Source organism: Balneolaceae bacterium, assembly GCA_034521495.1.
Taxonomy (GTDB): domain Bacteria; phylum Bacteroidota; class Rhodothermia; order Balneolales; family Balneolaceae; genus Rhodohalobacter.
Genome location: JAXHMK010000004.1, coordinates 504,809 through 527,933, shown reverse-complemented (window position 1 = coordinate 527,933; position 23,125 = coordinate 504,809). Strand labels below are relative to the sequence as shown.

Here is a 23,125-nt window from a genome sequence, read left to right as displayed (position 1 = left end):
TTGCTACCTCATGAAAGCCATCATAAAATTCTCCTTTTCTATTACCTTGTTTGATTTCGATTGGGTTGCTGTTCACCCCAGTTAATGTACTTTAGTGCATTTGTACCTTGTAAATCATCTTTCTCCTTAGAACACCAAAAGAAATACCCATCAAAATCATTTTTAGACAAAATTGGAATCTTAATTTCATCAGTTTTCAGAATCGCTGGTTTGAGGTAATCTTCTTCTATTTTATGGTATTCTGCCTCTTCTTTCGTTAAGTAAAAGAAATCGTTAGCACCTGTCTTTATTCCAAATTCTATATCAGCAATCTCCTTCAATTTCTCTAATTTGCCTTCCCCTTTTTCTAAAATCGTAAAAAAGATATCCGGGGCCCGCAGGTATTTGCCACCCCATTTATCTCCCACATAGGTTCCCTCCAGCATTTTTTTGTCTTCCGGGCTGTTAAACTCGGAGCCTTCTTCCACCAAGCGCTTTTTGGGCACCGGGAATACGCGAAATTGATCGTTGGCTATGGTTTGCTTAGCGTGTTCTATGGTGAGCAGGTGGTCGGCAATGATCACTTCTTCAAAGGGCTTCTTAAAGGCAATGAACGGAACGGTTCCTTCCATCCAGTCTTTGCGTTGTTTGGGTGCGCCCATAAAGGTAATCACCGTATTTACATCGGCGCTGGCAAAACTTCGCTTGGCGTGGTTGTCCACAATGCCGTCCACTTCGGTCATGCGCAGCAGGAATCGTTGCAACCAGTCGCCATAGCCCACATCCAGCCAGGAGTTGGAGCAGATAAAGATCAGCTCTCCCTTTCTCATTCAACAGCCGTAGGGAACGAATGTAGAAATAGGTGTACAAATCAGACCGTCCGCTAATCTTAATCCCGGAAGTAAAATACTTTGGAAAATCACCCCGGACAGCAGCTTCCAACTGGTTCTTATAATCTTTGGGCTCCAAATTTCCCATTGGGTCTCCAATACCTTCCTGCCGTACATACGGCGGATTCCCGATCACCACATCAAAACCACCCCGGTCAAAAAAGATCTCGGCAAACTCAATATTCCAGATCAGCGGATGGTTTTCGCCCAGGGCCTTCTTCTGGTCTTCCAGTTCTGTGATCTCAGCTTTCAGTTTTTCTTTTTCCTTCTCATCCAGGTCTATGTTCGACTGAGCGGGACCTGAATCGCCCAGTAAATTTCCTTGTACGCCCCTGGGATTGGCAAAACCCCGCAGTTCTTTCCGTTTAGCTACAATTTCCTCATCCAAAATAGCCCGGAAAATATCGTTCTCTTTTCCGCGCAAGTCGTCATACGAACCGCCCTTGTTGTAAAAGAAATCCACCTTGGCCTTTTTCAGCTCGGTGATCTTGCGTTTTATATTTTTGGAGAGATGGGCGTGCCCCTGAACCAGGGAACAACTTGTTGCCAATGCGCTGCACCAGCGAGTCGCCCTGGCGGACCTTAAAATTCAGGCTGGGTAACAGCGGTTGCAATGAATTCTTGTAATCATCCGGCATATCAATAAACAGGGTGAGCCACAGCCGGAGCTGGTTAATCCAAACCGCCCATTCCTTCACTTCCACCCCGTACAGCGAACGGGCAATAATGGATTTCTTTTGCTCAAAATCATCCCATTCAGGCAGATCTTTGGGTGCATTATGCCGGTGGTATAGATTATCCAAAATATCATGGAGCACATGCAGCATCCCCACTTCAAACGCTCCCGAACCGGCAGCCGGATCACACACCGTTACATTGCTGAGCAGATCCACCAACTCTCTGAATTTGTGCCGTGGTAAAATCGCCCTGCTTTTGATCTTCATCAAATTCAGGATCTTGTCCACGATCCCGGAAAAACAGATGATACAAGTCGTTGGTATCAGCTGAACTATTTTTCTGCAGCCACTTCACCAGACCCATACGGCACATAAAATCCACTTCGGTTCTGGGAGTATAAACCGCCCCGTCTTCCTTGTTCACCAGCCGTTCAAAAATAATTCCCAGAAATTCCGGGTTCAGCTCCAGCTCCTCATCATAAAAGGTGTTTTCCTCGATGGTAAAATTGTACTGAAACAGGAAGTCAATGAACTCCCCGATTTGAGCATCCGGTATCCACAATCCCTGATCGTCATATCCTTTCTTCTCCTTGAACAGCTCACCATTCAAATACGGAGCCATCTGTAAAATCCGCTGTGTCTCTTCCGAAAAATCGTTATTCCGGTATTTCACCTGATGACCCGGTTGAGTGTTTAACGCCTCAAAAAAGAGGGGTACCAGCCAGTTTTTGTAAAGTGTATTCTCCTCAGTACCAGTTTCTTGATATTCCTTCCAAAACTGCTGCAAAAACTCATTCTTTTTAAGCCATCCCCGCTTTTGCACAAATCCGATAAAAATCACCCGTATCACAAACAACAGGGCAAAGTCCTCTTTCAGGTTAGCATCATCCGTACCCTGCACACTTGAAGAAATCTCATTGAACTTGGGTTTGAAGGCATTGTAAAAGTCATCCGAAACCGCATCAATGGAAAATGCTTTCAGAATCGAATCAATGGAAGAAAAGTCCGCCTTCCCAATCTGGTTAATAAACGTTTTGTTGGGCTTTCCGGGATGTACATAATACGTATAGCGGCGGAAAGGGGTGTGCGTTCGTTTGTTCCCCGTATATTTGGTAACAATCAGGCTGAACCGAAAGTGGCCACGATCGTCCCGGAAGATGAAAATCCCGGCATCATAAAACCGTTTCTTCAGGAACTTCCACCCGATATCGAACTGCTTTTTCTTACTGGTTTTGTCTGTAATTTCCCCTGTTAGCAATGAAGAAACCACAACCAATCGACGCCCATCCTCAAATTCAATCTCTCCAAGTTTTTCAATGGATTGAATGAACTCCGGATCGGGCTCCACTTCTCGAGTCAGGTTTTCCGGTTCCGGCCTGTAATCCATGCTGGCATCCCGGAAAAATTGCTCAAGTGTTTCGAGCTTAAAATTTGATGAAAGATCTTTTAGCCGTTCTCTTTGGTTCATAAACCGGTTTATGATTTTAGAATTTACATGATATCGAACTGTCTTATCCTCTTTTAGCTTTCACACTAAATAAGAAAATTATATTAGGCTTGAAACCAATACGTACATCTATTGCTCAATCATCTTCTTCGCCAACTCATACTCCTTATCAAACGGCATATTGCAGTTGAGATAACATCTCCGGTATCGCAATGGCCCAGCTTACATAGTAATAGGCCAGTGTCTTATAGCCCGAAAAACTGCTGCCTTCGATAGATGGAATGTGATAGCCGTCTTTTTTGGGATCTATTCCCGTCATTCCCATCATCGCAATCTCTTGTGCAATCTCCTTCACTTCCGGTTTGGGCATATCCTTGAAGTACTGTAACGCCCCTACCATATACATGGCCACTGCCTGGTTCACATCTTTATCCGAATGGGCTTCCAGGAACTGTTTCATCTTCCGCTCAGCCCCGGATCGTCCAAGTCCAGGCCATACGGGTCTTGTTCAATATCGTCCAGAACGGAGTCGGCTGTCTGCCTTTCCGTCTCCGATTCTTCTACCAACTCAAAAAAGGATGAAAGGTTAAGATCGTCCGCCCAAAACTGAACCAGTTCGTATTCCTCAGCAGGCTTTTTGTTGTGCCGGTACTCTTTATATTCGTTGTAGAACTCTTTTGCTTTTTGAACCTCAGACTTTTTGGGTTTGTGATCTTTGATCAGATCAACACCGAATAACTCTTTCAGATGAAGTGCGTTTACAAGACTGTAAATAATGGACTTTGAAAGAATTTCGGAGGGTGCGTTTTTTATGACATCCGGTGTCGTGGTGGCTTCAATCCCTTCCTGAACCATCGAAAACATAGATATGAACTGAACAGGCCGAAGATTTTCAAACCGTTTATAGATCCGGTCTTCTATAAACAGGTCGATGGGTGTATTGAACACTTGTGTATTCATCCCGTCATAAATGGAACCGAAATACCGTTCCACATTTCGTTCGGGTACACCTTTCTTTTTCAGCTTATCGATCTCTTTCTTGAAGCGCTGCATGAAATTCGCTTTTAACGAAGGCTTGGAGGTGAACAGCATGTTCGTCCCCTCTTCCCTGGCTTCCTCTGCCAATTCAAGGTGAGTAAGCTCATGAATGATCAGATGATTCACTCCGGTTTGGCCGGGCTTGTATTTGATCAAATGATACGGCCGGTCGTGGACTTCAGCATATTCAATCTTAGCAGCCGTTGATATGCTGTCATCTTCCACTTTCTTGATCTCTTTTTCCGTTTTGTACTCCAACTCCGAAATAAAGTCATCAACGATGGATTGGGTATCCGTTGCAGAAGCGTATTGCTGTGATGCTTGCAGCGCCAAATTCACACTTCGCTTGTAGAGTTCATCCTGTTTTGGATTCTTCTTGATCGATTCGATGGCATACTCAAAAGCTTCAAAGTTATTGCCCTTCTCTTCTTCAATGGTACCCAGTGCAAACAGTGTATTGGGATAGTCCGGTTTTACCTCATGGGCTTTCCGGAAATAGTTGGCCGCTTCATCCACCTGGTCCGCCTGCAATAGCTGTGCACCGATATTATTTAACGCCAGGTGATCGTCCGGTTTAAAGGTGAGGATCTGCTCGTAAAAGGTAAGAGCCGTATCCACATCATTTTTAAACTTTGCATAGATGTTGCCCATCATCAAAAGCGCCCACTCATTCTTTGGATTCCATTTCAACGCATCGATGAGTGAGTTCACCGCTTCTTCCTGCTCCCCGGTCTCGGAATAGATCTGTCCCAAAATGCGGTGGTATTCAGAGATATTCGGAGCCTGTTCAATCAACTCCAACGCCAGTTCTTTCGCTTCATCATACTTCTCATTTTCAGCCAGCGATACAAGCTTTTTGAACCGATCTTTATCTGTCTCGATTCGCTCTGTGTCAATCGTGATGTGAATGAGATCCTCATCCACTTCAACAGACGGTTCAAAAGGCCCAATGGTGTAATATCTCTTGATGGCATCGGTGAGCTTTTCTGTATCTGATTCCGTCCCCGGAAATAACTCAAAAAGAAAATCGTCAATTCGGTGTGTTATCGTCATCTACCTTCTTTAAAAAATTCTTCATTTTTCTTCATCGTTGGAACCTATAAAAGTTCTGTGTTATAAAGAAATGGGTTAAATCTTGGGTTTATGTAGCAAAACCACCATGTACAGGTCTTGCTACCAATCGTAGACACTACTTCATGATACCCTATAGCAAATTCATTTAATTACTGAAATAGTAGGTAAAAATGAGTACCAGTTATATGATAAAAATCTGTAATCATTAAAGAGACAAGGGCCTCAATTTCATTAGCATCAGCGAAGGAATATCTGGGAAGTTTGATATTTGACTCTTCGACTATTTTTTTGCTATTAAATCCGCTTGGAAATAATTGTACTTTAAAATTTTTTGTAGCAGTTATAATTTCTGGTTCAATGGCGAACTCAACATTATACAAGCTGCTCATATGTCTTAAATTGATTGCCATGCATAAGAGCTCTATAAAACGAATCCGAGATACCAGTGAATAAATAAAACAGGCTCATCATGCGTAGTTTCATTGATTATAGTAGTTGCTTCAATTATTCCATTTTCTAACACATCTAAGTTAAAAATGTCACCATAAAATCTGACTCCTCTAAGGATCGGCTGTTTCCTATTTGGATGAAAGGAAAAGTCGTTTCCTCTTTTCTATCATTTAGTTTAAGAGCCAATGTTTGATTGAAAGTCCTTCAATTGCAATCTTGTCATATAAGTTACTCAACTAACAAACGATCTGAAATTGGTATGAAGGTGAACCTTACACCAATTCGCTCATTATTAAGTTCTTTGTGATAGCGATATGGAAGTGTGCCGGTTTTAAATTTTTTAAGAAAGAGTTCTTCTCTCGTTTTTGAATTCATTTTCTATTTCTTGCTGGGATCTTATTCGAAGAATAGTCAAATCTTTAATTTCTCTCATAGTCATTTTTTCTGAGCGATCATTTCTCCTAATATAACATTCCTTATCGATTAGCGATCTGTGAGGGGCCAGGTTAGATTTTTCAACCCTTATAATTAAAACACCTTTTTCATCCTCAGTTTCGACTTCTTTAAATCTAATATTATTAATGGTTGGTTCTACATAATCCCTAATTTGCAATTTAAGTTTTTCCGATAAAGCTTTGATTCTTGGGATAGGATTAATTTTGTTTGCCCTTGGTCTAACCTTTCCTTTTTCTTCAATTCCAAGCACGAGATATCCACCTGTCGTGTTAGCAAGCGCAATAATCTCTTTTATTAATTTGGATAACGCCTTCTTGCCAACCTTGTCTTTTACCATCAATCCAAGGATCATTTCCTTTGTTGCTTGCCAAAGTTTTTTTGAACTCCAAAGATTCATCTTCCGATATTTCCCTTTTAATTAAAAGATCTAAATCCCCTTTGTCTATATTTGCAAGATTTTTTTTAAATGGACTCATGATCAAAGTGATGAAAATTGCTATGACGGTGCGGCATAGAACAGGTGCGGAGATTATAAGTTAATAAACGGCTAAAAGTTTAAATCAATTAAACCCTATAAATCGGAATCTGGTCTGGGTCCCAGTTAATGCGTCTTGATATTATGCATGTTGATTATTTAATAAAAGAAAAGACTTCCGAAATTATCTCATCTGAAACACCAAGTCGAATTGCTATATAAAGAATAATAAGTACTTCTAATACCTTGAAAAATTTACCCCAAAAATGATCTTCAATCTTGTTTACATCGAAACCAGTTTTTGAAAGTAACCAAAATGGAAATCTGAGAATTTTTTCAATTATCAACCCAAGCCAGAAGAAAGGATTGATCAGTTTTTTGAATTCTCTATCTACTCTTTCTTCAAGCTGGCCAATTAAGGTGTTAATAGTATCTAAAATTCTTTGGTTATCAACTCCTAGTGTGAGTCATCATTTAAAATGGCATTAAAGATATTTACAGTTATAACAGGACCTCCAACCATTGGAGCAGGATAAGATTGTAAATTGGCGGGGATGCCATTTTGGCTGGCAAGTCGAATAAGTTTTGGAGTAGATTTAGCAATCTCTTCTCTTATTTCCTGTAGTCTTTCGAATAATGCGATTTCTTCATCTGAAAAATCTTCATGACGTCTCATTTTTCTCTGGTGTTCTCTGAGATTAGCCTCCAGATTCCAAAATTCTTCTACTAAATTTCTAAACCTTTCAACTACCTCAATATTTTTCTTGGCTTCAAAGTATATCAAATTGAGAAGTATGATTGAAATTATGACCGAATGAAACTGTACGACGGCCTGCGGATAACCAGCTTGGTCTTATTAGGAAGTAACGTAAATATAACTCGAAATTTCTATAAGTCTACGAATTTTGAGACGGCGTGTAGCGACCAAGTAAGCCTTGAAAACGTTATACCATGACTATTTACTTTGTTCGTTGCAACTGTGGGTTTTAAAGCATTTTTGTATCGATCTAATAAATTTTCTTCTTCAAGTTCTCTATCGGATTCATTCTTGTTGAGGTGCATATGAATATGAGTTGCACCTTTTTTTTAATACATGCACTTTATGATGATAGTCTGGATTTACTCTTTCAGATAAGTCCCCTTGTCCAATGTATATTGGAACCCATTTACCTTCGGAGTTTTTCTTGGAATGAAATATAATTTCCAAATTGATTATCACCTATCGAGGCTGGTAGTTTCCAAATATAATAAGTGTATTCGGTCCCCCTTTTACCAACCCAACTACATTTTCGATGATCTGCCATTTTTAATCCACCTTGTAAGATTTAAATTTCGGTTACTTTTTTAGATGGAGGATCAATAATTCTATGTCTTTGACCATCTAAAAGTTCTTTCGAGTTTACAGCTGCTTCATGCAATTCATTAAAAGTTGCTTCAACAAGTTTAATTCCTGTCGTAGAAACTTTACCCACTTCTGTTTCAAACTTTGCATCTTCCGGCGTATCTAATAGATGCATTTAGTTTCGTAAGAATAGAATCTGGTAACACAGAATAGAATTTTGTGTATAATTTTTGAGCTTCTGTTTCAATTCTCTCCATTTCTAATGCCATATCTTCCAGTGCATCGTCCCACTCCATATTTGGAAACTTATTTTTAGGAAGCATACTTTGACATAAAGCGTGGATTTCATCACATGCAGTAAGTTGTCGATTAAAGTATATTTCAGAGTTCTTCAATCGAGCTCGATAATTTTCTAAAACTTTTTGATTCTCTGCCTTTAAATCTTCCAACTTCTTTGTGTGATTTGCTTTTTCTATTTCCAATTTTTTATCAAGATATCTTTTTCCAATCCAGCTAATAATTCCACTTACAACAGTAGCTACAATACTCGATGTTAAAATTTCGGACCAAAGCATTTTAAGAAAATAATAATTTGTTTAAAGGGTATAATGGTCTTGAAAATAAGCAGCGCACAAAAAATGTTAACTTGTTAAATAATAGTCGACAAACTAAAAAACCAATAACTGTGGTGAAATGGCGAGATTCAGCCCACTTAATTCGGAAGTTTAACGTCTATGTATATTTTTTTTCATAATCCTTCATTATGCTGTTTAAGTGATTTTCTATGATATCAAATGATCGTCTCGCAAAATCTGGTTTTATTACAAAAATATCTCCAATTTCTGATAATTCAATACCCTCTATCTCACTACCTTCCAAACGATCAGCTAAAATCTTTTCGATCGAATTTAATCTACTATTATGATGAGCTACACCATTTTCTAAGATTGACAATCGTTTTTGATTATTAATAAACGTCGGTGTAAAATTGATTGGGAAATCTAAATCTTTTCAAAGTAATTTTTAATTTTAGCGGTCAAATGCTTTCCATTAATATCAAACCAAGATTTTTTAATACTCTCTTTTCCTTTTATTAAATCTGCAAGCTCTTTTATAGCTGTCTCATACAATGACCATAAAGAGACTATAAACGGATTGATCAAAATGCGTGGTCAACATCACTTCTATTAGATGTCTATGTTCACCCACTAAATACCAATAATATGCTTCATCACTTGGATTATTTGGATCAAAATCTGATTCTTCTATTTCTTTGTCTGTAGCTCTTTTACTTTGTTCTCTTTGTCTCTTAAACTCATCAGAAATGAAGTTTAATTGACGTTTCAGAATTGAGATTTCATATTTGATATCTACGAGATCAAAATCTTGTAACTTTAAATATCATATGAGGTAATAATCTGATTTACCTAACGTTCCAGTGCACTTAGGCCGCAGAAAGTATGAGTTAATTAACGCGCTAAATATTTCAAAACAAGCAACATTAGAAACTAACGGCAAATCTGAGTTTCCAGTTGATGCGCTTGTTCCTTACCAATATTCAGAATTCTTGTTGAATTTATCAGATATTCTCTGAACGTCACAAAGCGCCATCGTGGAAACAAATTCTGCTTTATTAATTAAAATTGGATTTTCCCAATCCTTTGAATAAGCTTTAAAAATATTGATGGCTGTTTTTAAATCTTGTGCCAAAATATAGCGTTCAAGAGGTTCATCTTGTTTATCCTCATTAACAAAAGTTATTCTAATCACTTCACAATCTGTTTCGATAAACTTATTCATAATTTATTGGTTTTTTGACTAAATCCAGACAAAATCCAGTAAATACCTTTGACAAAATAGTACGGGATTAAGTAGGCAAAAAAAGTAAGGACTACTAAAGTATCCATTCCCAAGCCCGAACTTTTCTAAATCTCCCAAATTCCCCTCCTTTAGCAAAAATAATAATCCAAACAAGTACACCCAGAACTCCAAAGGAAATTGATAACCGTCTGAATCCTTCTTTATATTTTCCCATATCTGAAATTAATAGTAAGAATATTGGTGTTATAACGTATAATTCTCACGACAGGTAGGTTGTCGCTTTGTTTCGCAGAATATTTTATTTTGTCGTTATTAGCAAATGAGATCACCAACTGAAAAGTACATCGGTTTCAACCACTGCCTTTTTTTGTAGTAAGCCTTTCCATTTTGCTTTTTAGGTGCTTCGAAGTTAGATGTGCATACTTCTCTGTAACTCGTTGAGTAGAGTGGCCAGCCAGTTCTGCATACCGCTTAAACTCTTTATACACTACCTGTCCGCTTACCGGCCTTCCCTTGAACCGGCCGCCGGTGTAGATGAATGCATATTCATTCCGATCAACATCGCCGCGAATTCAGAGGTATTGGTTCAATTCGCGTTTTAGAAAGGTGCCTCTTTTTTTGATTTCGATATCAAAAAGACAGAAGTCAATTTGATTTTTGTAGCGTTCAAAAACCTAATAATTACAGCCAACATATACCGATAATCAATTTTTTTATCTATTAATTTTGAGCTTTAAAAAGATCAACTTCGATCCATATACCCATCAGTCATCAATTATTAAGTTTTCAGGATCGAATTGTTAACATTGGTTGGCAATTCGCCTTCTACGGACAAAAGTTTAAATTTTAAAGGTCGCTTTTGCTGTCTATTCGGACGATCACGAATTACTACACATCGTTCTTTAGTTTTTTAGGTTTTTGACGAATGAATAGAACAAACCCTCTCAAAAAATTTAAAAATTGGCCAACTATCACGGTAAAACAGCGCAAGAAGGCTCTTCTAAAGCAAAAAGCAACTTTTTAAAAAGTAACTTTTCCGGACCATTAACGCCGACGTTGTTTCATACAACCAGTCATCCACGGGTGAAGGAAATAATTTGAGCAATAATCTGAATTTTTTGGACATAGCTTGCAATGGCTTCCGGTTGATCCCTGCGGAAAGCCAGTCAAAATGTTATTAATTGGTGTTCATTTGTCGCAATTCAACCAATATTCAACTATTTAACCAACAGTGGCGTTACCGGGTAGGACCGTTTAAAAATCAAAAAAATACCTATTGATTGGTGAACCTCCCTTCCGGCTACTTAACAGTACGATTTTACAACTGCGAACACGTTAAAAATTTGAATTTTAACACAACGTCCCTCGAAAACGGGTCCGAGAGACTACAACCATTCCAAAATTTTTGAAAATTTATATTCAAAAAAATTTCGGCTCCTTCTCTCTTTGGTTCAAAAAGCTGTTTATCACGGCTTTATGTAGTGCTTGATATCAATTACTTAAAAAATAAAAACCTATTAATCATTGAAACCGATGATCGTAAACATCCCATAGTGCATTCATAGAGGTACACTACGAGGGGGATCACTGTAGGCGCTAAGAAAGTAGAAAATACAGGGTCAGAGATAAGAATTAACTTTTTGAGACACACATGTAGCGGCACTCCTATTCTGGCTTCAATTTTAAACTCTAAAAGTCCAAAAAGTCACTTATCTATGGTTAAATATATTTAGTAAAGCACCCGAAAATCATAAATTATTTAATACACATATTTTACACATACATTTTGAAATGGTGATTTTTGGGGGGTTTGACTTGGGGGTGTTTGAGTTTCTAACATTCTAACAAATTGCATAAGTACCTGTTTTTACTGAATAATTTAACGTTAGAAAGTACGTTAGACGCTTCCGAATTTTCTAACCCTTTTCTAACGTATCTAACCCTTTTCTAACCCATTTCTAACGTAAAATCTAACGTTAAATAAATAAATAAAAACAGTAACTTACATCTCATAAATACCGTTTTGTTAGATGTCTTTTTGATAATTGGGCCATTGATTCCCCCATCGGAAAACCCGGTTAAATAATTTAGGTTTGGCAAATTGTTGAAAAACGGATGGTTTCAAGTCTATATGATTCATTTCAATGGCGTAATGGATGCTGTTTACAAATGTATCCCTGGGCATACATATCGTCTGCCCGTTCATGTTCGGTCCATAGAGAATTTTGTGTCTCTTTTGTAGTTAAACCTTTCCATTTTACTTTTACGTTGCCTGGAAGTCAGGTGGGCATCCTTCTCAGTAACACGTTCAGTAGAGTAGCCTGTCCGTTCTGCATATCTCTGTAGATCGTTTACACGACCGGTTCGCTTACAGGTGTCAGCTACCCTTGAAACGGCCAACGTATCCGCGAATGTAAAGACCCCGGAACAATTCCCGTTTACAGAGACCTCTGTTCATAGATATTCGTTTCATTACCACAACATTGCTCTGGTCAACGGATGGTATTGTATGGAAGAAAATTCCGTTTACAAAGGAAAATGTGGGTTGGAATATTGCTTTTTAGCCTTCAATCTTTTTTGATGTCAAAATCAAAATATCAGAAGATACTTTGATTTGTGTTGCGATTAAAAATCAAATAATTGTCGATTTTCAACAATTTGTAATCTCGTTGAAGTCCAATTGGTTTTAATCCACACGCGGACAAAGCTTAACCGTAAGTAGCGTTGGCGGCCACATTGAACTGTGGTCTCGAAATTTAAATTCTGAAGGCTTCAACGTTCTTCATCCACCCAGAGGAATCGATTGATTGCTATACTTTCAATAAGCTCCCCATAATCCGGCCGGGCGAAGCCAATTATTTAATTTTTATCCCACGCATGCAAGCTCGCTGAATTTCTTTTTTGATATGGAGACCATATTTTTTTGATTTTTTACCGAACCTCGCTTCTCTACTGCTCGGAGCAAAATATTCAGCCATAGCTACTACTTGTATCTGAATATCAATTATACAATCCTCGAATTTTCAAAAAAATTGTCATATCCACTGCAAACCTACGCTGACGGCTCATAACCGCATTTTCTGCTAAACTCAAAAAAGTGGGTTTCAAATTTCGATTCTAAGCGGCTTAAATTTCTTTTCAGTGGTATAGCTTTCTTATATATCCACGGTTTAGTGAGTATTTGATCAAATCAACTGTTGATAGGTGTTGAATGATGAAAGGTGGGCGGGGAGGATAGATTTTTTTTACGATCTATCTTTTTTGATTTACAAAATCAAAATCTCATAGAGTGTTTGATATTAGTAGTTGTAGAAAATTCAAAAAACGTAGTTGTCTTTTTACGATAAGTGAATTGTTTTATCCAATATCTGTGGTTTATAATGTGTTCACGTTCAACTCTATTAGCTCTCTATCACTAATTTTCCGGTTTTCATTCCTGGCTTATTTACCTTTGATGGCAAATCGGCTTGAACTGCCATCCATTTTTATGAAATCAATGCAATTGTACTGCAGTCAACCACTCTAAACTCTAAAGTTTTTTAGGTTTTTTATGAATGTATAGAACAAAATCCCTCCTAAAATTTTAAAAATTGGCCAATTTTCACGGTAAAACAACACACGATGGCCCTTCTAAAGCAAAAGAAACCTTTTTAAAAAGTAACTTTTCAGGACCATTAACGCCGACGTTGTTTCATACAACCAGTCATCCACGGGTGAAGGAAATAATTTGAGCAATAATCTGAATTTTTTGGACGAAGCTTGCAATGGCTTCCGGTTTATCTCTACGGAAAGCCAGTCAAAATTTTATTAATTGGCGTTCTTTTGCCGCTATTCAACCAATATTCAACTTTTTAACCAACAGTGGCGTCACCGGGTATGATCGTTTAAAAATCAAAAAAATACCTGTTGATTGGCGAACCTCCCTTCCGGCTACTTAACAGTACGATTTTACAACTACGAACACGTTCAAAATTTGAATTTCTATTCACTTTCCCTCTAAAACAGGCCCGAGAAGCAACAACCACTCCAATATTTTTAAAATTAATTATCAAAAAAATTCTGCTCATTCTCTCTTTGACCTAAAATGCTGCTTATCACGGTTTTGTGTAGAGCTTGATAGCAATTATTTGAAAAATAAAGACCTGTTAATCATTCAAAGCGACGATCATAAACATCCCATAGTGCATTCATAGAGGTACACTACGAGGGGGATCACTGTAGGCGCTAAGAAAGTAGAAAATACAGGGTCAGAGATAAGAATAAACTTTTTGAGACACCCATGTAGCGGCACTCCTTGCTGGCTTCAATTTTAAACTCTAAAAGTCCAAAAAGCCACTTATCTAAGGTTAAATATATTTGGTAAAATACCCGGAAATCATTAATAATTTAATACACATATTTTACACATATATTTTGAAATGGTGATTTTTGGGGGGTTTGACTTGGGGGTGTTTGAGTTTCTAACCTTTCTAACCTTTTCCATAAGTGTTTGTTTTTATTGAATAATTCTTGGTTAGAAATAGGGTTAGATACTTTCTAATTTTCTAACCCATTTCTAACCTTCATAACCCTATTCTAACCCATTTCTAACCAAAAATCTAACCATAATTAAATAAGTAATATCAATGACTTACAGTTAAAAAAGTGCCTTTGGTTAGATGTCTTTTTGATAATTGGGCCATTGATTCCCCCATCGGAAAACCCGGTTAAATAATTTAGGTTTAGGATTTGCACTTAATGACTCAATTATAGACGAATAATTAACGCTTTTTGATTGGGGTTAAACGTTCTGGGAGCTCGCAGTTTAAACATCCACAGTGAGTTGGACCTTCAGCTTTGATTGTACGTTACTGTATTGATAGTCTCGCAAGCATGATGGCTTTTTCCCTTGTGCCAGACACAAATCAATAATAAATCTTCGTGCTATCTTGGCCGGTAGTTACAAGAGATCTCTTTTATACTAAAGTAGCTTTGATCTATTTATCTGGGATTCCTGATTTCAATAGTGGCACTCTCTCTTCGTTTCATTTTATTTATAAGAACATTGAATCTGTAAAGGAATATCTATTATCGGGCACAGATATGCCTTTTGAGGTTATATAAGCGGGTTTGAACTCTAAATTTAATGGCGGGTTTCAAATTTCGCTTCTAAGCGGCTTAAATTTCTTATTAATGGTATAAGTCGCTTGTATATCCCCGGTTTAGTGAGTATTTGATCAAATCAACTGTTAATAGGGGTTGGATGAGGAAAGGTAGGCGGGGAGGATAGATTTTTTAGTGATTTATCTTTTATGATTTCAAACCAGGTAAGTTTATCGGCCGACGAAGTTTATTCAATGGAGATCTGTTTTGATTCCACTTTCAAACAGCGGCGTATTCCAGGAGTTCGTTCAAATCGGATTTTGTATAAAGTATTTTCCCTTCAACTTTTCGATAAGGAAGCTTTCCGCTCTTTCTCCATCTTTGAAGTGTTGATCGGCTCACGTGGAGGTGCTTCATTGCTTGTTTATTTGTGAGTACTTCATTTTTACCATCAGAAACTTCCACTTTTTCCATGTGAGTTTCCAATTCCTCTCGTACCACTTCGGAGATTAATTCTAAGAGTGTTTCTCGCTTCGTGACAATTATTTCGTCCATATCGTAATGGGTTATGTTGAATCATTAACACCCATATTATATATCTGCATGGTGCCGACTTCAATTCAAGACTTCTGACAATTCTTGATAACAATACAAAAGTAATTTTGAACCGGATTTATGGCATTGATTGAAGAAACCGATTTTTTAAAAGAGATCTTGTACTTTGCATCAATCTCTTAATCATCTTCCCGGTGCAAAATACTTTTGGCTTCCTCTTGGTTTTCTCTCCACTCTATGATGTCTTCAATTTTAAAGGCCGTTCTGCGAGGTCCGATTTTGATAGGACGCGGAAACTTACCTTCTGAAATCCACCTGTATAAAGTAGAGATTGGTATGCTTAATCTTTCTGATGCTTCCTTTGGGGAAAGTAAATCAATATTACTCATAACTATTTTTTAGAGTTTATAACTAACTGATTGCGTTTACAAACTCCCAGAAATAGCCATTGATAACAAAAAAAGGATTTTCAGTATTGGCATTAAAGTTGTGATATTCGATGATGAATAGTGAATAATTGTGATTTTTTTAGAATATATGCCTTTCTTTTAGTCTTCTTCGAACCGTTGGAAATGAAGGTTTATCGTCTTCATCTGAGGGATCACTGTAAAACTCATCCATTAGCTCTTCATATATTCCTTCCTGGCCAAAATTGGGATTGTCCCTTTTAATTTCGGTTGCACGCTTATAAAAACCTTCTGGTGCTTTCCATTTATTTTTTTTGAATGCCGGATTTCCTATAGCTGCACTCATGCTACGTAATTTGCAGCTACTTGGTCCTTTACAGTACTGAAGTTCCTGAGGAAATTCTTGCATATAAATTTCTTCAAGAATACTTGTCAAAACTACGTCAAATATTGAAATTCTTATTTCTTTTTACTCGCTTCATGATAAATTGAATCTAAAAAATCATAGCACTTTCTGCTCTGTATTGCTCCTGCTGTCAGATATTTTGATAAAATTTTCCGTGATTATCAATTCCAAAGTTCGTAAGCTCTTCTGGGCTTTAAAGTCAACATTCCTTCATCTATATCTTTATTGATTCTATCTACCAAATCAAACTTTAGTTCTGTTAGTTTTTTGCTATTCCATTTTGATAAGTTTCTCCCTTTTCTGAAATTACTATTTAGTTATATCGTTTTTAGAAATGCTCTTTATCTCATAATTAAGTAATCTCTTCTACTGCATCCAATTTATCTAAAACGTCATTCTGATGATATGAAAGAATTTTAAGACCTTTTTTTATCGAATTTAGCTCTGAAGTTGCTTTAATTTTATTCTCTGAATTGTTGTAATGTTCAATAAATTTACTTTGGTACTCTGCAAAGCCTTTCAGTTATGCTTTCTACAAAGTGATGCCTTTTATTATATTCCACTTATTTACCTCCATTTATAATTCTATTGAGTTCTAATCCCCATTTTTCTGCTGCTTCACGCTTCTCTTGACTGTAATTATACCTGTCATAAATAGCCGTAATTTTACTCGCCGTACCGTGTCGTTGTATGATTATAGTACTTTGATACTACATGCTGGGAAATACCCAAGGCTGCCATTCTCGTCAAAACAGTAGTACGTAATGAGTGAATATTAAAATCCTTCACACCTGATCGCTCACTTATTCTTTCAGCTGCTTTTTGCTGATGGCCGATGGGCCTATCTTTTTTTACCGGACTTAAGAAAACAAACTCTTTTTTACCGGTATGCTTTCTCATTTCTTCAAGTACATTTAAGGCCCTCTCATTTAGTGGTACAAAGTGGTTACGATCATTTTTTGCATTTGGCCCTGGTATATACCACTCATTTTTCTTCCAGTTAATATGCTTCCATTCCATTTTCCTGGTTTCGCCAGCTCTCTGGCCTAATATCATAAGTAATTTAAACCAAGCTCCAACTGGTTGATTGTATTCACAAAAATTTTTCCATAAAAGTCGTATTTGTTCATCGTCAAATGCAATGTTTTGCCACTTCTTTTTCTTCTTTCTTTTGCGAGGCTTAAAATTTATATTTCTGGCCACATTAAAGTCAATCCAACCACGGTCAATAGAGAAACTGTAAACACCAGATATGATTGCCTGCACACGTTGAGCCTGTGTAGGAGCTGTCTTGGCAATGCCTTCTAAGAGTTCTAAAATTTCAGCCCGCTTAATATCTTTCAATTCCAAATCCGAAGGTAGGCCTCTTGATTTTGTAATACCCTCACCCTGCCCCTTTACAATATGTTTAATCCGATTTTCATAATCATCTTGGGTTGACTGTTTCAATTTCGGTAGGTGTCGCTTCTTATATTCATTAACCGCATAGAGCAATGTTATCTTCTTCTCAGCCCTTTTTCTCTTTTTTCTTTTCTTTTCTACCTGTGGATCTATTCCGTCGTTAACTTGAACTTTGATTTTCTGAACTCTTTGCCTTGCCTCCGCTAAACTTATAGCTGGGAACTTACCCAGTGTCATTCGTCTTTTTTTGTCCCCGATCTGATATCTGTATGCAAATGTTTTAGTTCCGGCTTTTGATAACCTTAGTATTAAGCCCGTTTCTTTTGTATCGTAGTATTCTGTAGGTTTCTCCGGAGTTGACAATCCTTTAATTGACTGATGAGTAAGCTTGGTTTTTGGCATAAATCATCTAAAATTTGGGTACGATTTGGGTACTCGACTAATTAGCACCGGTGATAATATAGTGGTATTTAATGGGAGTACCAATTGGCCTTAATACGCCTTAAACGGCTATAAACCAAGTATTTAGAGTTGCTAATGGTAATTAATGAGAACTAATGATATGCGGACTGAAAATCCGTGTGTCGGCGGTTCGATTCCGCCCGGTCCCACGCATATATAAAGCCCTGATAGCCATATACTTATGAGCTTTCAGGGCTTTATTATTTTTGATTAAATTCGATTCCATTTCCATTTTGGGACACGTATGGGACACTATAGAATGTTTTACCCACACTTTTTCAAGTGAATTTTCTGTGCGCGAATAGAAATGTTTTAATCTATTTGCTTTGAACTTTAGCTACAGGATTCCCTTTCATCCCTTCCTCTACGTGATGAGCAATAAATTTTGCGAACCTTGAAATATTATTGGATGTACTGGCTTCCTCAAGTGATTGCATATATTCATCTCGCTCCTCTACCGGCAAGACCGTCCACGGATACCCGCCTGATGCAAGCATCACATTCATTAAAAATCTTGCCATACGTCCATTTCCATCCATATACGGATGTATGTATACAAATATGAAATGCCCTAATACAACCCGAACCGAAGCACTTTCCTCTTTTTTCAATAAGTCAAAAAAAGCAGGCATCATATCCCGAACGGCTTCACTTCGGGGTGGTACATGCATAGAGTTCTGTATCCATACTTGATCAGAACGATAACCGGCAAGATCAGTCGCTTTTATGATTCCCGCCGTCACACTTGGAGCGAATAATTCACGATACCAATTGCCATGGTCTTCATCTACAACTTTGCCTGCATTTTTACCCTCTAATACTTTTTTAACACACGCTTTCACTGGTTGAAATGCTTGCCAATAACCACGTGCTGCCATAGCATTCCTGTGTTCTCTGTCTTGTTCAATATTTTCAGGGCCCCAATCTCCTGTTCGAACTCGTTCTATCAATTCAGAAGTTACTCTGTATCCTTCTATAGAAAGAGAATGATAGGCATCTGTTACAAACAGATCTTCAACTTCTTTCAAATACTTATCAGCATTTTTAGGAATTCCAGGTGAATCAGGGAATACTTTTTCAACCTCTTCTCGCATTTCTTCCCACATCAAGTTCATTCTATTTACATACGGCGAATTTTTTCTGTCTATTTTTGCAATATCAGTTTTTCTATTGAATGGATCACTTTCTCTGATTTCATAACCAGCAGACTCCATTGTTTTGATAATTTCATCTGCAATTCTATCCCGACCGATGTTTCGAAAAGCCCCTGCTATTCTTCCCGCAATTGTACTATGCCCTCCCTCAAGTAGTGGACGTAGTATTTCAGATGAATCACGTATCATTTCTAAAGCTGCCTTTGCATCTATTGGTTCATTTCTAAAAAAGCGAGGCGAACAAGCAATGAGTCCAAAAGCAACTGAATAAAGATTTAATCCATCGATCTGCTCAATTTCATCCTTTGAAGGCAGTTCTGCCCTGATATCTAAGATTGAGGTATCATGTAGTAGCGTAGTCGGTTTATTTCTTGCTTTTGGGGATCGTACAATGAGCTGTGAAGGTACTTTTCTGTTACCAACCCAATATGAAAGAGATTGTTCAGGAGCTATACACCACTTATTATCGAAACGATGTGCTAAGTATTTTGCACAAAACCCCCAAAAAGATGTATACCATGAAGTGCTGCTTCCAGGTCCTTCACTTGGATCCGTTGGGATATACCATCCTTTCATAACCCGTCTTATGAATCCATTTCTCAATAATCTCTCCCGATGTGTTTGAGATAGTTCTTTAGATCGTATGGCAGCTATTCCATTTTCAACCTGAAGCTCTTTAAGCTTTTCAAGTGATTCTGCAAGTTTTTCTTGTGGAGAAGCCATTAAAAATTTAATTCTAATATTAGTTTTAAAATTAGCTTATTCAAATGTATGAAAATTAGCTTATTTGATTGTAATAAAATTAGCTGCTATGTGTCAGCGGTTCGATTCCGCCCGGTCCCACACATACCTAAACCCCTGTGAGGCTTTGATTTATGATCTTACAGGGGTTTTTTGTTTCTCTGAGAGATCGATTTATTCCTAATTACCTGCGGTTAAGTTATTATAAACAAATGCCTGTATGTTTTTGTATCAAACCGAACTACCTTATCTTATAGATTCTATCAAATAACTCGTTATAAAATTTTTAACCTATGAATTTACCTGCAGAGACCGTTCTTGACTCTAACCTTCATGCCAAGTTCAAGGAATTATTAAATGAAGCACCCAGTGTAACTGTTGCAAAAACCATTGGCGATCTTGTCAATCTTTCTGTAGATGGAGAAGATGGACTGTCGAAAGAAGTATCCTATGATCTCCCAGACGGAGAAAGAAAAAAGGAGGCGATCGTTCACAGAGTTAAAAACGGAATTGCCGCAAATTATACAGAAGCCTATATGCGTCGGAGAGACCCTAATTGTATGGTCATTGCCGATGATTTTCCCACAGATAAAACCAAATTTGAAGATCGGTTTGACTACGATTTTGAAGAGTTGCGCGATGAAACTTTTGAGTGGTTGAAAACTCAAGATCTTGCCCTGTTTTTCTTTAATGCCGGAAAAGCCGGTATGGGATACAAGGCCGCAGCTGTAATTCCTGCAAACGCAGGTTTCTTTGGCCTGGGATTGGCGCTATTGCAGGGCATCGTGAATCCAGATGAGCTTGATGAAGAATTTAAACCAACTGCCTTTATCTACACTGCTCCGCCATTCAGACATACACATTTCGAAGGCAAGCAAGTGGTAATACACAACCGGCAGCCTGGTAACTACGAGATGTTCGCCTATAATTTATACCCCGGGCCCAGTGCTAAAAAAGGTGTGTATGGAATGTTGATTGGTCAGGGCGAGGAAGAGGGATGGGTTACGGCTCACTGTTCTTCCGTACAGGTAAAAACTCCTTATGATAATGTGGTTACCTTTATGCATGAGGGTGCAAGCGGCGGCGGTAAAAGTGAAATGCTGCAGCAGCCTCATCGTTTATCTGACGGACGGTTATTATTGGGGGATAATTTATATAAAGATGACAAGCGGTATCTGGAGCTATCGCAAACCTGTGATTTAATGCCGGTAGCCGATGACATGGCGCTCTGTCACCCATCGCTGCAGAAAGAGGACGGGAAACTGGGGCTGGAAGATGCTGAAGAGGGCTGGTTTGTCCGTGTGGATCATATCAAAGAGTATGGCACAGATCCCGCTCTGGAAAAATTGACGGCTGTACCGCCAAAACCACTGCTTTTCTTAAATATCCAATCGGTACCGGGAGGCAGGGCGATGATATGGGATCACACCTATGATGAGCCCGGAAAACCTTGCCCCAATCCAAGAGTTATCTTGCCCAGGGACATTGTACCGAATATCGTTAAAGAACCGGTTAGTATTGACATTCGAAGTATTGGCATGCGTACTCCGCCCTGTACCGCTAAAGAACCCAATTATGGTATTGTGGGTCTTATGCACGTACTTCCTCCCGCACTTGCATGGCTATGGCGTCTTGTAGCTCCGCGTGGATATGCAAATCCAAGCATTATTCAAACGGAGGGAATCAGCAGTGAAGGTGTAGGCAGTTACTGGCCTTTTGCTACCGGCAAGAAGGTAAAACAAGCCAATCTTCTGCTTAAACAAATTGTAGAAACGCCAAATGTAGAGTATATCCTCACTCCAAATCAAAACATTGGCGCCTGGAAAGTAGGCTTTATGTCTCAGTGGGTCGTTCGTGAATATTTGGCAAGAAAAGGAAATGCTACTTTCACGGATCATCAAATAACACCTGCCAGATGTAACGTGCTTGGTTATGCCCTGAAATATATGACGTTTGAAGGGCGTACAATTCCGGAATGGTTACTGCAAGTTGAACTGCAAAGAGAAGTTCAGGAAGAGGGATATGATGCCGGTGCAGAAATTCTGCTTGAGTTCTTCCACAGAATGCTTAACCAATTCCTGACACCTGAGCTGGACGATCTCGGCAAGAAGATCATAGAATGCTGCCTTAATAATGGATCTGTAGAGGACTATGAGCAATTAATGCCCAACGAATAAAAATAATCAACTGCTTTAGTCGAAGAAACAACATTACTTTTTTGAGGAGTTTATCCCAAAAATTACCCCTGTAGGACAATTAGATACAAACTTACAGGGGTTTTTCTTTGTTTACATTCAACTTTTTCAAAAAGCATTCTAACACTGATTTATCTATACATAAATGGATTCCCCGAATGCACATGCATCACCTCAACTCCCGGCACATTTTTCAGCAGCCAGTCTTTCATATAGATAGACCCGGGATCCTCACTATCGGCATGTCCCAGTACGATGAGGGACGTTTCTTTCCCTGATGCACTCCTGTCGCGGATATATTCGGGAGTCGTCCATTCCTGGGCTTCACCTATCATAAGTACATCGGGATTAAGTTCACTGGTCAATCGAATATGATTTTCCCCTCCCATGGCACCAGGCAAGAGAAGAACTTTTCGACAGATTTGATCCGGATCTCCCATGTAACGCACCGTATCAATCCCAAGCCTTCCTTTTACATGGTTGATTAACTCCGACAATCGAATTTCGGGAATCTCAATAATCCTGGAATTCGAATCATCCTTGACGTATGGCTTCCACATCAGCTTATCGAGAATACCACTGTACACACCATCGGGGTTATGCCGGTGGATATAATCGTGATTTCGCCAGATGGCAATCCCGTTATCCTCCAGAAGCTTAGATTTGTACTGGAATGTGTCATCGTCCTCCAGCCAATCCGTTTCATCTAAATGATTATAAAAGGTGGGTTCGTGTGGGATGATAAAGTTTGCACCGGTCTCAATGGCGTATTCTATAACCGGAACTGTTGCAAACATGGTTGTAATGATACCCGTCACTTCTGTGTCCCGGTTTCCGGCCTTGAGAGTATCAACCGTCTCCGGCAATGGCTCACCGGTGGCTTCCTTAATAAAGAGATCCATAATTTCACCAACCGTCCACATTTTTTTAGAAGATGTATGTCTGAATGGAGTACTCAATAACAATCCACCGGCGGATGCTTTGGAGAGGTCGGAAATGAATTCTCGTCGGGTTTTTGCAGCACGTGTCATTCGATTGTTTTCTTTCATCTTTATTTTTTAAATGATGCTTTT

General features: G+C 38.5%; 19 protein-coding genes and 1 tRNA gene. 2 read left to right on the top strand and 18 right to left on the bottom strand.

What is annotated here, in order from left to right; all coding sequences use genetic code 11:
- Positions 1-41 precede the first annotated feature (41 nt).
- The 16 genes from U5K72_03320 to U5K72_03245 all read right to left on the bottom strand — a co-directional run bounded on the left by U5K72_03320 (position 42) and on the right by U5K72_03245 (position 17,902).
- Positions 42-611: a hypothetical protein gene (locus U5K72_03320; GenBank protein ID MDZ7717837.1), complete on the bottom strand. Its 570-nt coding sequence runs from the start codon at positions 609-611 to the stop codon at positions 42-44.
- A complete protein-coding gene (locus U5K72_03315; GenBank protein MDZ7717836.1) occupies positions 580-1,332 on the bottom strand; it encodes an Eco57I restriction-modification methylase domain-containing protein in 753 nt (250 codons plus the stop codon). Before U5K72_03315 ends, U5K72_03320 begins: the two co-directional genes overlap by 32 nt.
- A complete protein-coding gene (locus U5K72_03310) occupies positions 1,298-1,762 on the bottom strand; it encodes a DNA methyltransferase (GenBank protein MDZ7717835.1) in 465 nt (154 codons plus the stop codon). Before U5K72_03310 ends, U5K72_03315 begins: the two co-directional genes overlap by 35 nt.
- Complete coding sequence (locus tag U5K72_03305) at positions 1,731-3,014, bottom strand: hypothetical protein (protein ID MDZ7717834.1); 1,284 nt, start codon at positions 3,012-3,014, stop codon at positions 1,731-1,733. Before U5K72_03305 ends, U5K72_03310 begins: the two co-directional genes overlap by 32 nt.
- A 148-nt stretch (positions 3,015-3,162) precedes the next feature.
- Positions 3,163-3,453, bottom strand: a complete 291-nt coding sequence (locus tag U5K72_03300) for a hypothetical protein (GenBank protein MDZ7717833.1) — start codon at positions 3,451-3,453, stop codon at positions 3,163-3,165.
- Positions 3,450-5,084: a tetratricopeptide repeat protein gene (locus U5K72_03295; GenBank protein MDZ7717832.1), complete on the bottom strand. Its 1,635-nt coding sequence runs from the start codon at positions 5,082-5,084 to the stop codon at positions 3,450-3,452. Before U5K72_03295 ends, U5K72_03300 begins: the two co-directional genes overlap by 4 nt.
- A gap of 811 nt (positions 5,085-5,895) precedes the next feature.
- Entirely contained in the window at positions 5,896-6,408 is a 513-nt protein-coding gene (locus U5K72_03290) for an ATP-binding protein (protein ID MDZ7717831.1), read from the bottom strand.
- Between the two features lie 535 nt (positions 6,409-6,943).
- Positions 6,944-7,270, bottom strand: a complete 327-nt coding sequence (locus tag U5K72_03285) for a hypothetical protein (GenBank protein ID MDZ7717830.1) — start codon at positions 7,268-7,270, stop codon at positions 6,944-6,946.
- Positions 7,271-7,811: 541 nt separating this feature from the next.
- On the bottom strand, positions 7,812-8,003 hold the full coding sequence (locus U5K72_03280) for a hypothetical protein (GenBank protein ID MDZ7717829.1): 192 nt from the start codon (positions 8,001-8,003) through the stop codon (positions 7,812-7,814).
- A complete protein-coding gene (locus U5K72_03275; protein ID MDZ7717828.1) occupies positions 7,966-8,403 on the bottom strand; it encodes a hypothetical protein in 438 nt (145 codons plus the stop codon). Before U5K72_03275 ends, U5K72_03280 begins: the two co-directional genes overlap by 38 nt.
- 157 nt (positions 8,404-8,560) lie before the next feature.
- Positions 8,561-8,782, bottom strand: a complete 222-nt coding sequence (locus tag U5K72_03270; protein ID MDZ7717827.1) for a hypothetical protein — start codon at positions 8,780-8,782, stop codon at positions 8,561-8,563.
- A 594-nt stretch (positions 8,783-9,376) separates the two neighbouring features.
- Positions 9,377-9,628: a hypothetical protein gene (locus U5K72_03265; GenBank protein MDZ7717826.1), complete on the bottom strand. Its 252-nt coding sequence runs from the start codon at positions 9,626-9,628 to the stop codon at positions 9,377-9,379.
- A 5,382-nt stretch (positions 9,629-15,010) separates the two neighbouring features.
- Complete coding sequence (locus U5K72_03260; protein ID MDZ7717825.1) at positions 15,011-15,286, bottom strand: helix-turn-helix domain-containing protein; 276 nt, start codon at positions 15,284-15,286, stop codon at positions 15,011-15,013.
- Between the two features lie 179 nt (positions 15,287-15,465).
- A complete protein-coding gene (locus U5K72_03255) occupies positions 15,466-15,675 on the bottom strand; it encodes an AlpA family phage regulatory protein (protein ID MDZ7717824.1) in 210 nt (69 codons plus the stop codon).
- A 139-nt stretch (positions 15,676-15,814) separates the two neighbouring features.
- Positions 15,815-16,039 carry a hypothetical protein gene (locus U5K72_03250; protein MDZ7717823.1) on the bottom strand — a complete coding sequence of 75 codons (225 nt, stop codon included), beginning with the start codon at positions 16,037-16,039 and terminating at the stop codon, positions 15,815-15,817.
- 726 nt (positions 16,040-16,765) lie between these two features.
- The gene (locus U5K72_03245; protein ID MDZ7717822.1) at positions 16,766-17,902 is read right to left on the bottom strand and encodes a tyrosine-type recombinase/integrase; all 1,137 of its coding nucleotides are present in this window, start codon (positions 17,900-17,902) and stop codon (positions 16,766-16,768) included.
- Positions 17,903-17,975: 73 nt separating this feature from the next.
- Between U5K72_03245 and U5K72_03240 the strand changes: the two genes are divergently transcribed.
- A tRNA-Ser gene (locus U5K72_03240) sits at positions 17,976-18,111 on the top strand.
- A gap of 168 nt (positions 18,112-18,279) precedes the next feature.
- Here U5K72_03240 and U5K72_03235 read toward each other — a convergent pair.
- The gene (locus U5K72_03235) at positions 18,280-19,839 is read right to left on the bottom strand and encodes a Fic family protein (GenBank protein ID MDZ7717821.1); all 1,560 of its coding nucleotides are present in this window, start codon (positions 19,837-19,839) and stop codon (positions 18,280-18,282) included.
- Positions 19,840-20,150: 311 nt separating this feature from the next.
- Here U5K72_03235 and U5K72_03230 point away from each other — a divergent pair, with 311 nt between their 5' ends.
- Entirely contained in the window at positions 20,151-22,034 is a 1,884-nt protein-coding gene (locus tag U5K72_03230; protein MDZ7717820.1) for a DUF4914 family protein, read from the top strand.
- Positions 22,035-22,183: 149 nt separating this feature from the next.
- Here the strand turns inward: U5K72_03230 and U5K72_03225 are convergent, their stop codons facing one another.
- Positions 22,184-23,101: a Nif3-like dinuclear metal center hexameric protein gene (locus U5K72_03225; GenBank protein MDZ7717819.1), complete on the bottom strand. Its 918-nt coding sequence runs from the start codon at positions 23,099-23,101 to the stop codon at positions 22,184-22,186.
- Positions 23,102-23,125: the final 24 nt, after the last annotated feature.

What these genes read in the sequence shown, in the direction of transcription:
- U5K72_03320 (MDZ7717837.1), bottom strand. Translation starts at nt 611, where the DNA reads ATGGAAGGAACCGTTCCGTTCATTGCCTTTAAGAAGCCCTTTGAAGAA.
- U5K72_03305 (MDZ7717834.1), bottom strand. Translation starts at nt 3,014, where the DNA reads ATGAACCAAAGAGAACGGCTAAAAGATCTTTCATCAAATTTTAAGCTC.
- U5K72_03300 (MDZ7717833.1), bottom strand. Translation starts at nt 3,453, where the DNA reads ATGAAACAGTTCCTGGAAGCCCATTCGGATAAAGATGTGAACCAGGCA.
- U5K72_03295 (MDZ7717832.1), bottom strand. Translation starts at nt 5,084, where the DNA reads ATGACGATAACACACCGAATTGACGATTTTCTTTTTGAGTTATTTCCG.
- U5K72_03290 (MDZ7717831.1), bottom strand. Translation starts at nt 6,408, where the DNA reads ATGAATCTTTGGAGTTCAAAAAAACTTTGGCAAGCAACAAAGGAAATG.
- U5K72_03280 (MDZ7717829.1), bottom strand. Translation starts at nt 8,003, where the DNA reads ATGCATCTATTAGATACGCCGGAAGATGCAAAGTTTGAAACAGAAGTG.
- U5K72_03275 (MDZ7717828.1), bottom strand. Translation starts at nt 8,403, where the DNA reads ATGCTTTGGTCCGAAATTTTAACATCGAGTATTGTAGCTACTGTTGTA.
- U5K72_03265 (MDZ7717826.1), bottom strand. Translation starts at nt 9,628, where the DNA reads ATGAATAAGTTTATCGAAACAGATTGTGAAGTGATTAGAATAACTTTT.
- U5K72_03260 (MDZ7717825.1), bottom strand. Translation starts at nt 15,286, where the DNA reads ATGGACGAAATAATTGTCACGAAGCGAGAAACACTCTTAGAATTAATC.
- U5K72_03255 (MDZ7717824.1), bottom strand. Translation starts at nt 15,675, where the DNA reads ATGAGTAATATTGATTTACTTTCCCCAAAGGAAGCATCAGAAAGATTA.
- U5K72_03250 (MDZ7717823.1), bottom strand. Translation starts at nt 16,039, where the DNA reads ATGAGTGCAGCTATAGGAAATCCGGCATTCAAAAAAAATAAATGGAAA.
- U5K72_03245 (MDZ7717822.1), bottom strand. Translation starts at nt 17,902, where the DNA reads ATGCCAAAAACCAAGCTTACTCATCAGTCAATTAAAGGATTGTCAACT.
- U5K72_03235 (MDZ7717821.1), bottom strand. Translation starts at nt 19,839, where the DNA reads ATGGCTTCTCCACAAGAAAAACTTGCAGAATCACTTGAAAAGCTTAAA.
- U5K72_03230 (MDZ7717820.1), top strand. Translation starts at nt 20,151, where the DNA reads ATGAATTTACCTGCAGAGACCGTTCTTGACTCTAACCTTCATGCCAAG.
- U5K72_03225 (MDZ7717819.1), bottom strand. Translation starts at nt 23,101, where the DNA reads ATGAAAGAAAACAATCGAATGACACGTGCTGCAAAAACCCGACGAGAA.